At 67.3% G+C, this 13,661-nt stretch carries 16 protein-coding genes; 4 read left to right on the top strand and 12 right to left on the bottom strand.

The window, feature by feature from the left end:
• The first annotated feature begins 119 nt into the window (after nt 1-119).
• Entirely contained in the window at nt 120-1,430 is a 1,311-nt protein-coding gene (locus KTJ87_RS06175) for an HlyC/CorC family transporter (protein WP_267138225.1), read from the top strand.
• Between the two features lie 3 nt (nt 1,431-1,433).
• Here KTJ87_RS06175 and KTJ87_RS06170 read toward each other — a convergent pair whose 3' ends face one another.
• The 3 genes from KTJ87_RS06170 to KTJ87_RS06160 are packed head-to-tail and all read right to left on the bottom strand — an operon-like array spanning nt 1,434 to nt 4,865.
• Nucleotides 1,434-2,912 carry a carboxypeptidase M32 gene (locus KTJ87_RS06170; RefSeq protein ID WP_267138746.1) on the bottom strand — a complete coding sequence of 493 codons (1,479 nt, stop codon included), beginning with the start codon at nt 2,910-2,912 and terminating at the stop codon, nt 1,434-1,436.
• A 2-nt stretch (nt 2,913-2,914) separates the two neighbouring features.
• A complete protein-coding gene (gene ctaA / locus KTJ87_RS06165; RefSeq protein WP_267138224.1) occupies nt 2,915-4,060 on the bottom strand; it encodes a heme A synthase in 1,146 nt (381 codons plus the stop codon).
• 58 nt (nt 4,061-4,118) lie between these two features.
• Nucleotides 4,119-4,865, bottom strand: coding sequence for an RNA methyltransferase (locus KTJ87_RS06160; RefSeq protein ID WP_267138223.1), 747 nt, complete (start codon nt 4,863-4,865; stop codon nt 4,119-4,121).
• A 66-nt stretch (nt 4,866-4,931) separates the two neighbouring features.
• Between KTJ87_RS06160 and KTJ87_RS06155 the strand changes: the two genes are divergently transcribed.
• Entirely contained in the window at nt 4,932-5,258 is a 327-nt protein-coding gene (locus KTJ87_RS06155; RefSeq protein WP_267138222.1) for a TfoX/Sxy family protein, read from the top strand.
• A 41-nt stretch (nt 5,259-5,299) separates the two neighbouring features.
• A complete protein-coding gene (locus KTJ87_RS06150; protein WP_267138221.1) occupies nt 5,300-5,923 on the top strand; it encodes a thiamine phosphate synthase in 624 nt (207 codons plus the stop codon).
• On the opposite strand, the gene KTJ87_RS06145 is transcribed toward KTJ87_RS06150, so the two are convergent.
• The 3 genes from KTJ87_RS06145 to KTJ87_RS06135 form a co-directional block, all read right to left on the bottom strand.
• Complete coding sequence (locus tag KTJ87_RS06145) at nt 5,894-6,760, bottom strand: lysophospholipid acyltransferase family protein (RefSeq protein WP_267138220.1); 867 nt, start codon at nt 6,758-6,760, stop codon at nt 5,894-5,896. The two genes, KTJ87_RS06150 and KTJ87_RS06145, sit on opposite strands and share 30 nt — an antisense overlap.
• Nucleotides 6,757-7,524: a GNAT family N-acetyltransferase gene (locus tag KTJ87_RS06140; protein WP_267138219.1), complete on the bottom strand. Its 768-nt coding sequence runs from the start codon at nt 7,522-7,524 to the stop codon at nt 6,757-6,759. Before KTJ87_RS06140 ends, KTJ87_RS06145 begins: the two co-directional genes overlap by 4 nt.
• A 127-nt stretch (nt 7,525-7,651) precedes the next feature.
• On the bottom strand, nt 7,652-7,834 hold the full coding sequence (locus KTJ87_RS06135; protein ID WP_267138218.1) for a DUF3553 domain-containing protein: 183 nt from the start codon (nt 7,832-7,834) through the stop codon (nt 7,652-7,654).
• 27 nt (nt 7,835-7,861) lie between these two features.
• Here KTJ87_RS06135 and KTJ87_RS06130 point away from each other — a divergent pair, with 27 nt between their 5' ends.
• A complete protein-coding gene (locus tag KTJ87_RS06130; protein ID WP_267138217.1) occupies nt 7,862-8,476 on the top strand; it encodes a histidine phosphotransferase family protein in 615 nt (204 codons plus the stop codon).
• 4 nt (nt 8,477-8,480) lie between these two features.
• Here the strand turns inward: KTJ87_RS06130 and KTJ87_RS06125 are convergent, their stop codons facing one another.
• The 6 genes from KTJ87_RS06125 to KTJ87_RS06100 all read right to left on the bottom strand — a co-directional run bounded on the left by KTJ87_RS06125 (nt 8,481) and on the right by KTJ87_RS06100 (nt 13,630).
• The gene (locus KTJ87_RS06125; RefSeq protein ID WP_267138745.1) at nt 8,481-9,746 is read right to left on the bottom strand and encodes a glutamate-5-semialdehyde dehydrogenase; all 1,266 of its coding nucleotides are present in this window, start codon (nt 9,744-9,746) and stop codon (nt 8,481-8,483) included.
• Nucleotides 9,747-9,772: 26 nt separating this feature from the next.
• A complete protein-coding gene (proB, locus tag KTJ87_RS06120; RefSeq protein ID WP_267138216.1) occupies nt 9,773-10,876 on the bottom strand; it encodes a glutamate 5-kinase in 1,104 nt (367 codons plus the stop codon).
• On the bottom strand, nt 10,864-11,910 hold the full coding sequence (obgE, locus tag KTJ87_RS06115) for a GTPase ObgE (protein WP_267138215.1): 1,047 nt from the start codon (nt 11,908-11,910) through the stop codon (nt 10,864-10,866). The genes proB and obgE overlap by 13 nt, the downstream gene beginning before the upstream one ends.
• 71 nt (nt 11,911-11,981) lie before the next feature.
• Complete coding sequence (locus KTJ87_RS06110) at nt 11,982-12,518, bottom strand: GNAT family N-acetyltransferase (RefSeq protein ID WP_267138214.1); 537 nt, start codon at nt 12,516-12,518, stop codon at nt 11,982-11,984.
• A gap of 170 nt (nt 12,519-12,688) precedes the next feature.
• Nucleotides 12,689-12,958 (bottom strand): 50S ribosomal protein L27, encoded by a 270-nt coding sequence (gene rpmA / locus KTJ87_RS06105; protein WP_267138213.1) that lies wholly within the window; start codon nt 12,956-12,958, stop codon nt 12,689-12,691.
• A gap of 12 nt (nt 12,959-12,970) precedes the next feature.
• Nucleotides 12,971-13,630, bottom strand: coding sequence for a 50S ribosomal protein L21 (locus tag KTJ87_RS06100; protein ID WP_267138212.1), 660 nt, complete (start codon nt 13,628-13,630; stop codon nt 12,971-12,973).
• Nucleotides 13,631-13,661: the final 31 nt, after the last annotated feature.

Genomic DNA, 13,661 nt, shown 5'->3' with positions numbered 1-13,661 from the left:
ACGCTGTCCCCCCAGACCCCCCTGGAGGTATTTGAAGACCAAAGATGAAAGCGGGCGCGCGCTTGACGATGGGGGGGCGGTGCCCCTAAGTCCGCCCGGATCATGACAGTTGCGAGCCAATGGACGACCTGACCCTACATCTCGACAGCGCCTTCTGGATCAGCGCCGCGGCGATCCTTGGACTGCTGGTGCTATCGGCGTTCTTTTCCGGCTCCGAGACGGCGCTGACGGCGGCCTCGCGCGGCAAGCTGCGCAGCCAGGCCGACAAGGGATCGAAGGGCGCGGCGCAGGCGCTCGAGATCACCGAGGACAACGAGCGGCTGATCGGCTCGGTCCTGCTTGGCAACAACATGGTCAACATCCTGGCGACGTCGCTTGCCACGGCGCTGTTCACCCGGCTGTTCGGCGAAAGCGGCGTGGCGCTGGCCACGCTGATTATGACGCTGCTGGTGCTGATCTTTGCCGAGGTGCTGCCAAAGACCTATGCCATCACCAACGCCGAGGTCGCCGCCGCCCGCGTGGCGCGCCCGATCCGGGTCATCGTGCTGGTGTTCTCGCCGGTGGTCAGCGCCGTGCGTCTGCTGGTGCGCGGGATGCTGCGGGTGTTCGGCGTGCGCGCCGATCCCGACAGCCAGATCCTGGCGGTGCGCGACGAGATCGTCGGCGCGATCACACTGGGCCATTCCGAGGGTGCGGTAGAAAAGGAAGACCGCGACCGCCTGCTTGGCGCGCTGGATCTTGGCGACCGCACGGTCGAGGAGATCATGCTGCATCGCTCCGGCATCGAGATGATCGACGCCTCGCTGCCGCCCCGCGAGGTGCTGGAGCAGTGCCTTGCCTCGGCGCATACCCGCCTGCCGGTGTTCCGTTCCGAGAAGGAGAACATCGTCGGGGTGATCCACGCCAAGGACCTCTTGCGCGCGATGTATGCGCGAATGAGTGATCCTGGCGACGGCGCGGACCCGCTTGACGGCTTCGACATCCTTGATGTGGCGATGAAGCCCTATTTCGTGCCCGAGACGACGACGCTGGATGACCAGATGCGGCAGTTCCTGCGCCGCCACACGCATTTCGCGCTGGTGGTGGACGAATACGGCGCACTGCAGGGGTTGATCACGCTTGAGGACATCCTGGAAGAGATCGTCGGCGAGATCACCGACGAATTCGACGCCGAGGGCGAGCATCCGGTACGCAAGGCCGATGACGGCTCGTTCCTGGTGGACGGCGCGATGACCATCCGCGATCTCAACCGCGCGATGGACTGGCTGCTGCCCGACGAGGAGGCGAACACCATCGCGGGCCTCGTGATCCACGAGGCCCAGATGATCCCGGCGCAGGGACAGGTGTTCTTGTTCCACGGCTTCCGGTTCGAGGTGGTCGCCAAGAAGGAGAACCGCCTGTCGCGGCTGAAGATCAAGCCGCTGGAATAGGCGCTACACCCCGTAGAGATCGCCGAACTTGGCGTCGAGGTAATCGAGCAGCGGGCCTTCGGTCGGCTGGTTTCCGGCGGCATGGGCGATGGTGGCGCGGGGCTCGTGCAGGCCGCCGTGCTGTTGCAGGTGCTCGCGCAGCCAGGCGGTCGCCATGCTGGTGTCCCCGGCGGCGAGTTGCGCGTCGAGGTCAGGGACCGCCTTGCGCAGCGCCTCGTGCAGGCAGCCGGCATAGACGTTGCCCAGCGTGTAGGTCGGGAAATAGCCGAACAGGCCCACCGACCAGTGCACGTCTTGAAGGCAGCCGTTCGAGGGCTTGTCGACCGCAACGCCGAAATCGGCCTCGAAGCGGGTGTTCCACGCCTCCGGCAGGTCGGCGACCGGCAGATCGCCCGAGATCAGCTTCCGCTCCAGATCGAAGCGCATCAGGATGTGCAGGTTGTAATGCACCTCGTCCGCCTCGGTGCGGATGTAGCCTGAATGGACGCGGTTCACGGTGGCGTAGAATGCTTCGGGGCCGTCGATGCCGATGTCGCCGAAGCGGTCGGTCATGCGGCCATAGAGGTAGGAGGTGAAGGCGCGTGAGCGGCCAAGCTGGTTCTCGTAGATCCGGCTTTGGCTTTCGTGCACGCCCATCGACACGCCGCGCCCCAGCGGGGTCAGCCAGTAGGACGGGTCGATCCCCTGTTCATAGCTGGCATGGCCGACCTCGTGGATGGTCGAATAGATGCAGTTGAACGGATCGCGGGGCGCGGTGCGGGTGGTGATGCGCGCATCGGCGCCGCCGCCCGACGAGAACGGGTGCACCGCCTTGTCGATGCGGCCCCTGTTGAAGTCGTAGCCGAAGGCGCCCGCGATCTCGGCGGCGAGCGCCATCTGCTGATCGGCGGGAAAATCGCGACTTAGCGCGGCGGGCTGGCGGGCGGCGCCCAGCACTTTTTCGCGCAAGGCCACAAGGCGCGGGCGCATTGCACCGAACAGGTCTTCGAGGAAGGCCGCGGATGCCCCCGGCTCGTAGTCCTGCAGAAGCGCGTCATAGGCATCGCCGCCGTCGGCGATGGCGGCAGCCTCTTGCTGGCGCAGGGCGATCACCTTTTCCAGCGTCGGCGCGAAGGCGGCGAAATCCTCGGCGGCGCGCGCTTCGGCCCAGACGCCTTGCGCAACGGACGTGACGCGCGCGATCTCGGACGCCAGCCGCGCAGGCACCTTGGTATTGCGCAGATAGTCGCGGCGCATGTGGCGCATCACTGCCTGCCCCGCCGCGTCCAGCGCGGAATCGTCGATCGCGGCCAGCCAGTCGCCAAGGCGCGGATCGGTGCGGCGGGCGTGCAGCACGCCCTCCATCGCCGCCATCTCCTCGCCGCGCTGCTGGGCCGCGCCGCGCGGCATCATGGTTTCCTGGTCCCATCCCAGACGGCCCGCGACGGCGCCAAGGGCTTCGGTTTCGCGCTGGAAGGCGGTCAGATCGTCATAGGCGGACATCATCAGGCGTCTCTCACGGATTGGGACAGGGGGAATTGGGCAAGGTGGCGGCCACGGATGATGAGGACCCACAGCAAGACCGCGCCGAACTGGTGCAGGATCGCAAGCTGAAGCGGCGCGGAATACATCACGGTGACGATGCCAAGCAGCATCTGCAGGACCAGCATCCCGAGCACCAGATCAAAGGCGCGCCTGGTGCGGGTATAGGACGACCGGCGCGAGCGGAACCACGTCACGATACCAAAGGCAAAGAGCAGATATCCGGCGATGCGGTGCATGAACTGAACAAGGCCGTCGTTCTCGAAGAAGTTGCGCCACACCGGCTCCAGCGCCAGCGGGCCGGGCGGCAAAAGGCCCCCCGCCATCAGCGGCCAGTCGGTATAGTTGCGCCCTGCGTCGATCCCGGCGACCAGCGCGCCCAGCAAGATTTGCAGGAAGGCGAAATGCATCAGGCCGGTGGCGTGGCCCTTCAGGCGCGGCTCGTGCGCCCGGCGGGCCTGCATCAGGTCACGCTCGGTCCGGCCAAGCTGGAAGACATACGCGGCAATGAGACCAAGTATCACGAAGGCCAGGCCAAGATGTGTGGCCAGCCGGTAGCTGGCCACGTCAAGCATCGTGCCCGTCAGGCCCGAGGACACCATCCACCAGCCGATCGCGCCCTGCAGGCCGCCAAGTGCCCCAAGGCCCAACAGGCGCGGCGTCCAGCCCAATGGAATGCGCCGGGTCGCCAGGAAGAAGAAGAACCCCGCCGCCCAGACAAGGCCGATGATGCGGCCAAGCTGGCGGTGGCCCCATTCCCACCAGTAGATCACCTTGAACTCGGCCAGCGACATGCCTCGGTTCTGCAACTGGTATTCGGGAATGGCGCGGTATTTCTCCAGCTCTGCCTCCCATGCCGCGTCGGACATCGGCGGCAGCGCGCCGGTCACGGGACGCCATTCTGTAATCGACAGGCCGGAATCGGTCAGCCGGGTCAGCCCGCCCACCGCGATCATCAGGACGACCAGCGCGAACAGGACCATCAGCCAGACCCGGATGGCGCCGCGAGCGCCGCGGGCCTTGGCGTCGATCACGCCGGTCGCGCGCGTTTGCGGGGCATCGGCCTTGTTCGCGTCGACTTCCTCGAAGATGGATCGTTTCTCGGCCACGCCCTGCCCTTTCGCTTGTGCGAGGGGGACAGTAGGCCCCGCCCCCCGGCCCTTCAAGTCAGTCGCCGCGTTCCTTCCAGCGCACCATTTGACGCAGCACCCCGTGCAGGATCTGCACATCAGGGCGCGTGAGCGGCATCCGGGACCAAAGGTTGCGCAGGTTGCGCTTCATGCTGGCGGCCTTGTCTTCGGGATAGAAGAAGCCGGCAACCTCCATCCGCTCCTCGACATGGCGGGCAAGCGCGTCGATCTCGCCTTGCGTGGCCCAGTCGGACCCCGCCATCTCGGTGCGGCGGGCGGGGGTATCCGTGACCTGCTGGCGCCACTCATAGGCGGTCAGCAGCACGCATTGCGCAAGGTTGAGCGACGGGAAGTCCGGGTTCACCGGCACCGAGATGATCGTGTTCGCCAGCGTGATGTCCTCGGTCTCGAGCCCCGTGCGCTCGGGCCCGAACAGCACCGCGACCCGTTCGCCGCCTGCGATCCGCAGGGCGGCGTCGCGCATCGCCTCTTCGGGGGTCAGCACGGGCTTGGTCATGCCGCGCTGGCGCGCGGTCGTGGCGTAGACATGGGTGCATTCCGCCACCGCCTGCGCCGTATCGTCAAACAGCCCCGCATTGTCCAGAAGCCGCCCGGCCCCGCTGGCCATTGCCGCCGCCTTGGGGTTCGGCCAGCCGTCGCGCGGGGCGACGACGCGCATCCGGTCGAGGCCGAAATTCCACATCGCCCGCGCGGCGCCGCCGATGTTCTCGCCCATCTGCGGGCGGACAAGGACGAAGGCAGGCTGTGTCGGCAAAGAGGTCATGGCGCGTTCCCGTTTATCCGGCGCGGTGATAGGCTGCACCCGGCGCAAGGGCAAGGAGGGCGGGCGATGGCCTATGACGAGGGGCTGGCCGAGACGCTGCGCGGCGATCTCGAGGGGCGCGATGTCCGCGAGCAGAAAATGTTCGGCGGTCTGTGCTTCATGCTGGAGGGGCACATGCTGTGCGGCGCGATGTCGGGCCACGCGATGTTCCGCGTCGGCGCCGCGAACATGCCCGCCGCGACGGCGCTGGACGGGGTCGACCAGGTCGAGATGGGTGGGCGCCGCATGACCGGCTTTGTCTGGGCGGCCGAGGACGCGGCAGCCGACGATGACACGCGCGCCGCCCTTCTGAAGATGGCGACGGGCTTTGTCGCGACACTTCCCCCCAAATGAACAAGCAGGTATAGCGCGGGTCCAGGAACAGGAGCCCGCACATGGCCGACGCCGCCGATCGCCCTCAGATCTACCTTGTCACGCCACCCGATGCCGATGCGCAGCAGTTCCCGGACCGTCTTGCCGCCGTGCTGGACGCGGTCGAGGTCGCCTGCGTGCGCCTCACCCTCGGCTCCAGCGACGCGGATCATGTGGCGCGGGTGGCTGATGCGCTGCGCGGGATCGCCCACGACCGCGACGTCGCAATCGTGATCGAGGCGCATGTCGCGATGGTCGAGCGCCTTGGCCTCGACGGGGTGCACCTCAACGATGGGGCGCGCTCGATTCGCAAGGTGCGCGCCGATCTCGGCGCCGATGCGATCGTCGGGACATATTGCGGCACCTCGCGCCATGACGGGATGACGGCGGTCGAGATCGGCGCGGACTACGTCTCGTTCGGCCCCGTGGGCGAGACGGTGCTGGGCGACGGCACCCGCGTCGAGCGTGAGGTGTTCGAGTGGTGGTCCGAGATCATCGAACTGCCCGTCGTCGCCGAAGGCGCGCTGACAGAGGCGCTGATCGCCGATCTGGCCCCGGTCACAGACTGGTTCGCGTTCCGCGACGAAGTCTGGAGCGCCGAGGACCCGATTGCGACGCTAAAGCGCCTTGTCGCGGCGATGGGCTGAGGCTTCGGCGCCCAGGGGCAGCCGATCCTCGACCCCGCCGCGCACGGCCAGCTCGCAGGCCCGCGCCAGCGCCTTGCGGTCCTGCGCCTCGGCGACCTTGAGGGGGTCGTGAAACACGATCTCGACTGAGCCCTGCCGCCGCGCGGCCAGCGTCTTGACCAGGTGCGCGCCGAAACTCATGTCGCCCCACCAGCCGTAAAATCGCGGATCGGCGCCTTCTGGCGGGTGGTAGATCACGCTGACCGGCTGCACCGAAAGAAGCTCGCGCAGATCGTCCGCGAAGAAGGCGGCGAACAGCGTCGATTTGAAATCCAGCACCCGGCGGCCATCGGTCGAGGTGCCTTCGGGAAAGAACAACAGCTTGTGCCCGGCCTTGAGCCGATCCTCGAACACCTGCCGCTGGTGGCCGGAGTGGCGCGGATCGCGGGTGATGAACACGGTGCCAACCCCGCGCGCCAGAAGTCCGATGCCGGGCCAGCCCGCCACTTCGGATTTCGACACGAAGTAAAGCGGCCCGGCGGCGTTCAGTGAAAAGATGTCCAGCCAGCCGCAGTGATTGGCGACCAGAGCGCCCGGCTCGGTCATCATCCGCCCGGTGATGCTGTGCTTGATCCCCAGCACCGCAAAGGCGGCGCGGGCGGCCGCGACGGTGATCCACGGCGTCCAGGGGCGGTGCAGCCCGAACAGCGGCCGCTCGATCAGACGCAGCAGCATCTGCACCGCGAACAGACCGAAGATCACCGCGCCCAGCACCGTCCCGCGAACAATCGCGCGCAGCTTTCCGGCGACCGGAACGCGAGGCTCGGGCGGGGCCGTGTCGGAGTGCCAGGTGGTCACGCGGCGCCCCGCGCATAGATAGCCGACTGGCGCGGGTTCAGGCGGGCCGTGTCCATCACAAGGCAGATGTCGGTGGTGTTGAAGGCGTGGTCGATGAACGCCCCCTCGCCCACGAACCCGCCAAGCCTGAGGTATCCCTTGATAAGCGCAGGCGTCGCGCGCATCGCGCGCACCCGGTCGATGCTGTCCAGCGGCAGCAGGTCCATGCTCTGGAACTGCGCGGGCTGCGCCCTTACCCGCATGTCGGGTGGCGCGAGATAGCGGTGGTGCAGGTAGGACAACGGCTCGGCCAGCGCGGCGATGTCGGTGCCGTGGAACGAGGCGACGCCGAACAGCACCTCGATGCCGTGGTCCTTCACATAGGCAGCCAGCCCGTTCCACAGGTGATACATCGCGGTGCCGCCGCGGTAGTCGGGATGCAGGCAGGACCGGCCAAGCTCCAGCAGGGGGCGACCCGAGGCGCGCAGCGGCGCAAGGTCATACTCGGTTTCCGAATAGAACCGGCCGATGGTGGCGGCCTGATCGCTGCGGCACAGACGGTAGACGCCCACGACGGGCGCGCCGGTGCGTCCTTTGTCGATCAACAGAAGATGGTCGAAATGCGGATCGAGCGCGTCGCGTTCCAGCCGCGCGTCGTGATCCACCAGCGGGCCGCTGCCGCCCAGTTCCTCGACAAAGACCGTATAGCGAAGACGCTGCGCCGCGCGCAGGTCGGCTTCGTCGGCGGCAAGGCGCAACTCGAAGTCAGGCTCTGCGGCGATCATCGGCGCTGGGGCGTCCTGTCGTTGAAAGGTCGGGTTCGTCTACTGGCGGCAGGCCGCGTTTGCAACAGGTGGCTCGACACACGTTAAGGCTGTGTTTACCGTTCACGGCCATGCTGAGAGGCACGGATCACATATCATAGACCGGCATGAGCTCGACCTTGCGACCATCGATGACCAGCTTGCCCTCGTTCTGGAAATTCACGGTCACCTTGCCGCCGATGTTCGATTGCACCTGTCCGATGCCCCAATCGGGACGCGCCGGGTTGCGCACGAACATTCCGGGTTCAAGAAGGGAATTCAGGTCAGACATGATGGGCAAGCGTAACGGGCGCGCGGCATGAATGCCAAGGGCGATGATCGCGGCGCTCTGGACCTTTGCGCGCTGATCGGCGCGCGGATCTGCCATGACCTCAGCTCGCCCGTCGGCGCCATCGCCAACGGGATCGAGCTTTTGGCGATGACCGGCGGCGCAGACGGGCCAGAGGCCCGTCTCATTTCGGACAGCGCGGCGGGCGCTTCGGCGCGGCTGCGGTTCCTGCGCATCGCCTTTGGCGGCGCTTCGGGCGCGCCGGTGTCGGGGCACGAGGCGGGGGATATCCTGCAGGTGCTTCATGGCGGCGGGCGCATGGTGATCGACTGGCAGGTCACGGACGCCGTGCCGCGCGCCGAGCTGCGTCTCGCGTTCCTGTTGCTTCTGTGCGTCGAGGCTCCGCTTGCGCTAGGCGGGCATCTTCGCGTCACGCGTGGCGGCACAGGCTGGCATCTGGCGGCGGAGGGAGAGCGTCTGCGCGCCGACCCCGCGCATTGGGCGCATCTGTACGGGGAGCAAGACCTGCCCGGCGCGCTGACGGCAAACGACGTTCAGTTCGCGCTGGCCCCCCTCGCCGCGCGCGCGCTTGCACGTCCGCTTCAGGTCTCGCTTGCACCCTCCGCGATCGACTTGCGGTTCTGACGGCTCAGGCGCGCAGCGTGCCGTCTCCGACGACAAGATACTTGAAGCTGGTCAGTTGCTCGGCCCCCACCGGCCCGCGCGCGTGCATCTTGCCGGTGGCAATGCCGATCTCGGCGCCCATGCCGAACTCGCCCCCGTCCGCGAACTGGGTCGAGGCGTTGTGCATCAGGATCGCGCTGTCGAGCCTTTCGAAGAACCGCGCCACTGCGCCCGCGTCCTCGGTCAGGATGCAATCGGTGTGGTTCGACCCGAAGCGGCGGATGTGCGCGATGGCCTCGTCGATGTCGCCGACGACCTTGGCCGCGATGTCCATGTCGAGGTATTCGTGGCCCCAATCGTCATCCGTCGCAGCCAGCGTGCGCCCTTCGTCATGCAGCGCGGCATCGGCATGCACCCGAACGCCAGCCTTGACCAGCAGGTCGATCAGATCGCGGCCCAGAGTGTCCGCCACGTCGCGGTGTATCAGCAGGCATTCGGCAGCGCCGCAAACGCCGGTGCGGCGGGTCTTGGCGTTCAGCACGACATCCAGCGTCTTTTGCGGATCGGCCGCCTTGTCGATGTAGATATGCACGATGCCTTCGAGATGGGCAAACACCGGCACCCGCGCCTCGCGCTGCACAAGGCCGACGAGGCCCTTGCCGCCGCGCGGCACGATCACGTCGATATGGTCGGTCATGGTCAGCATCGCGCTGACGGCGGCGCGGTCGCGGGTCGGCACGCGCTGGATCGCATCCAGCGGCAGGCCCGCCGCCTTGAGCCCCTTCACAAGGCAATCGTGGATCGCCCCCGACGAATGAAAGCTTTCCGACCCGCCGCGCAGGATCACGGCATTGCCCGCCTTGAGGCACAGCGCACCGGCATCGGCGGTCACGTTCGGGCGGCTTTCATAGATCACGCCGACAACGCCAAGCGGCGTGCGGACGCGGCGAAAATGCAGGCCCGTGGGCTGCGTCCATTCCGCGATGACCTGCCCCACGGGATCGTCCTGGGCCGCGACAGCACGCAGGCCTGCCGCCATGTCCTCAATCCGCGCCTCGTCCAGCATCAGCCGGTCGAGCATGGCGCCCGACAGGCCCTTTTCGCGGGCAAAGGCCATGTCGCGCGCGTTCGCCTCGATGATCCGCGCGCGGTCCTTCCAGACAGCATCGGCGGCGGCCTCGAGCGCGCGGCGCTTGGCCTCTGCAGGAGCGAAGGCAAGGTCGGCTGCGGCGGCGCGGGCGCGGGCGCCGATGTCCTGCATCATCGCGGGAATGTCGCTGCCGTCGGTCATCGCAGTTTCCTTCATCGCCGTCTCCTTCACATCACCAGATCGTCGCGGTGGACCAGCGCGGCCCGCCCCGGATAGCCCAGAAGCGCCTCGATCTCGGCGCTGCGGTGCCCCTTGATCGCGCGCGCCTCGTCCGAGGTATAGCGCGACAGGCCGGTGGCCAGCACCCCCTCGGGGCCGCGAATGGCCACCGGATCGCCGCGCCCGAAGCGCCCTGTCACCCCGGTGACACCCGCAGGCAGCAGCGACTTGCCGTCCGACAGCGCACGGGCAGCGCCCGCATCGATGCTGACCTCGCCCTTGGGCTTCATCGCGGCGATCCAACGCTTGCGGGCGGCCTGCGGGTCCCCCTCGGCCAGGAACCACGTCGCGGCGGCGCCGTTCTCCAGCGCCAGAAGAGGATGCAGCACGGACCCTTCGGTGATCGCCATGGCGCAGCCCGCGCCGATGGCGGTTCTGGCCGCCATCAGCTTGGTCTTCATGCCGCCCTTGGACAGGCCGGACCCCACGTCGCCCGCCATCTTCTCGATCTCGGGCGTGATCCGCTCGACCACGTCGAAGCGGGTGGCAGAAGCATCCTCACGCGGGTTGCCGGAATAGAAGCCGTCGACGTCCGACAGCAGGACCAGCGTGTCGGCACCCACGGTCACGGCGATCTGCGCGGCAAGCCGGTCGTTGTCGCCATAGCGGATCTCGTCGGTGGCGACGGTGTCGTTCTCGTTCACGATGGGCACAGCGCCCGCGCCCATCAGCGTCTCCATCGTGGCGCGCTGGTTCAGGTACCGGCGGCGGTCGGCGCTGTCCTCGAGCGTGACCAGCACCTGCGCGGCGGTGATGCCGTGAGGGGCGAGCACCTCCTGGTAGGCTTGCGCAAGGCGGATCTGGCCGACGGCAGCGGCGGCCTGCGACTGTTCCAGCGCCAGTGTCCCGGCGGGCCAGCCCAGCACGCCGCGTCCCAGCGCGATGGACCCGGACGAGACAAGGATCACGTCGGTGCCGCGCGCCTTGATGCGCGCCACGTCCTCGGCCAGCGAACGCAGCCAGCCGTCGCGCAGCGCGCCAGAGTCGCGGTCCACCAGCAGCGCAGAGCCGATCTTGACGACCAGCCGCCGCGCACCCGTCAGGGACGCCAAGGCGCGTCCTCCTCGGCCTCGTCCTCGGCTGTCCGGTGGCGCAGACGGTCAGCGTCGATGCGGGCCCGCAGCGCTCGCAGAACCTCGGTCACGCCCTCGCGGGTGACGCCGGACATCAGCATGACCTCGCCGCCTGTCACGGCCTCCATCTCGTCGCGCAGGAAGGCGCGTTCCTCGTCATCGAGCGCGTCGATCTTGTTCAGGACGGTGACGCGCGGCTTGTCGGCCAGCGCGCCGCCGTAGGCCTCAAGCTCGCCGATGATGGTGCGCCAGTCCTCCATCGGGTCGTCGGCGGTGCCGTCGACAAGATGCAGAAGCACCGAGCAGCGTTCGACATGACCAAGGAACAGAACGCCAAGGCCCCGCCCCTCGTGTGCGCCCTCGATCAGGCCCGGAATGTCGGCGATGACGAATTCGACCTCGTCCACGCCGACGACGCCAAGGTTCGGGTGCAGCGTGGTAAAGGGATAGTCTGCGATCTTGGGCCGCGCGTTCGATGTGGCGGCAAGGAACGTCGATTTGCCTGCGTTCGGCAGGCCCAGAAGCCCCGCATCGGCGATCAGCTTGAGCCGCAGCCAGATCGTGCGCTCGATGCCCTCCTGACCCGGATTGGCGCGGTTCGGCGCCTGGTTGGTCGAGGTCTTGAAGCGCAGGTTGCCCCAGCCGCCATTGCCGCCCTTGGCCAGAAGCACGCGCTCGCCGATGGTGGTCAGGTCGGCAATGACCGTTTCCTCGTCCTCGTCCAGGATCTCGGTCCCGACAGGCACGCGCAGGATGATGTCGTCACCGTCCGCGCCGGTGCGCTGGCGGCCCATGCCGGGCGTGCCGTTCTTCGCAAAGAAGTGCTGCTGGTAGCGAAAGTCGATGAGGGTGTTCAGACCGTCCACCGCCTCGGCCCAGACGTCACCGCCGCGCCCGCCGTCACCGCCATCAGGACCGCCGTATTCGACGAACTTCTCGCGGCGAAAGCTGGAACAGCCGCCGCCGCCGCTGCCCGAACGGATATAGACCTTGGTGAGATCGAGGAATTTCATGGCGTGCGCCTTCAGCTTTCTGTCGTCGGATAGCCGAGGCGCAGGAGGCTCTCAAGCCCCGCCGCGAAACCCTACAGCTTGCGAATATAGGTCCAGGTGGCGACCTTGGCGTTTCTCGCGACCGAGAAGGCTTCGGCGTCACCGATGTATTCAAAGCCCGCGTTCGTCAGCACGCGCGCCGACACAGCGTTGTCCTGAAACACGCTGGCGAACATGGTCTTGGCGCCCAGCGGGTTGGCGGCGATGATCGCCTCGACCGCCTCGGACGCGATATGAGTGTTCCAGAACGCGGGCGCGACCCAATAGCCGACCTCGCACTGGTCGCGGTCCATCCGTTCCAGCGCGATCAGGCCCAGAAGCTCGGACAGGTTCGACTTGGTGCCGTCCATCGCCCACACGTCCTCGTCCCGGTCGGGCGCATGGGCGCGGCGCAGGAACGCCTCGGACGAGCCGGGCGGCAGCGGATGCGGGATCGAGCGGGTCATCTCGGCCACGCGGCGGTCGCTGGCATAGAGGTCCAGAAGACCCCTGTCCGACGCCCGCACGGGACGCAGATCAAAGCGCGCGGCCTCGATCGTCATTTGCTCGACAGTCGGCTCGGTCAGCATCGGCGCTCTCCTCCCAAACGCTTGCGGGGCTCGCCCCGCGCCCAAACTGGGCAGATGATCGTAAAGGTTTCGCATGGCCTGTCAGGTTCCCCGGAAAAGGCCCCCCGAAACGCAACAGGGGACCGGCGTTGCGCCGATCCCCCGAAAATCATTCAGCCAGAGGTGTCGGCTTACTCTGCGGCCTCCGCCGCCGGGAGCACCGAAATGAAGGTGCGGCCCTTGAGGCCCTTGCGGAACGTCACATGACCTTCGACCTTGGCAAAGATCGTGTGATCCTTGCCGATGCCGACGCCCTCGCCCGGCCACCACTTGGTGCCGCGCTGGCGCACGATGATGTTGCCCGGGATCGCGGACTGGCCGCCAAAGAGCTTCACGCCAAGGCGACGACCGGCAGAGTCGCGCCCGTTCCGGGATGAACCGCCTGCTTTTTTGTGTGCCATCGGTGTCTCTCCTTACTCTGCGGTCTTCGCTTTGGCCTGGTCGACCCAGCCTTCACGCTCGATCCGGCCCTTGAAGCTCAGCTTCTCGTCCATCTCGGCGATGTCGGCATCGGTCCAGGCAGCGATCTGTGCGAAGCTGGTTACGCCAGCCTCGTGCAGCTTCTTCTCGAGCGCGGGGCCAACGCCCGACAGCTCTTTCAGGTCGTCCGCGCCTGCAGCGGCGGCAGCGGCAGGCTTGGCCGCCTTTGCCGGAGCTGCGGCCTTGGCGGGCTTTTCAGCCTTCGCCGCCTTGGGGGCAGCCGCGGTGATCGCGGCACCCGATACGGACCCGGCGCCGATTGCTGCCTTCACGCCAGTCGCATCCGCGCCAGAGGCGAGGATGTCGGTGACGCGCACAAGCGTCAGCTTCTGGCGGTGGCCCTTGGTGCGCTGCGACGAATGCTTCCGGCGGCGCTTGACGTAGTGGATGACCTTGTCGGCCTTGATCTGGTCGATCACCTCGGCCTGCACGGCCGCACCGTCGATCAGCGGGGCGCCGATCTGGTCGCCGACCATCAGAATCTCGTTGAACTGGATTTTCTCGCCGGCGTCAGCTGCAAGTTTCTCGACGCGGAGGATGTCCCCGCTCTGAACCTTGTACTGCTTGCCGCCAGTCTTCATGACCGCGAACATGCGCGTCTTCCTTTTTTCTACCGCGTCGTTC

It is taken from the genome of Anianabacter salinae (genome assembly GCF_019061145.1).
In the GTDB taxonomy this organism is placed as follows: domain Bacteria; phylum Pseudomonadota; class Alphaproteobacteria; order Rhodobacterales; family Rhodobacteraceae; genus Anianibacter; species Anianibacter salinarum.
Note: the sequence above shows the minus strand (reverse complement) of the source record. Positions and strands in the feature narration are given on the sequence as shown.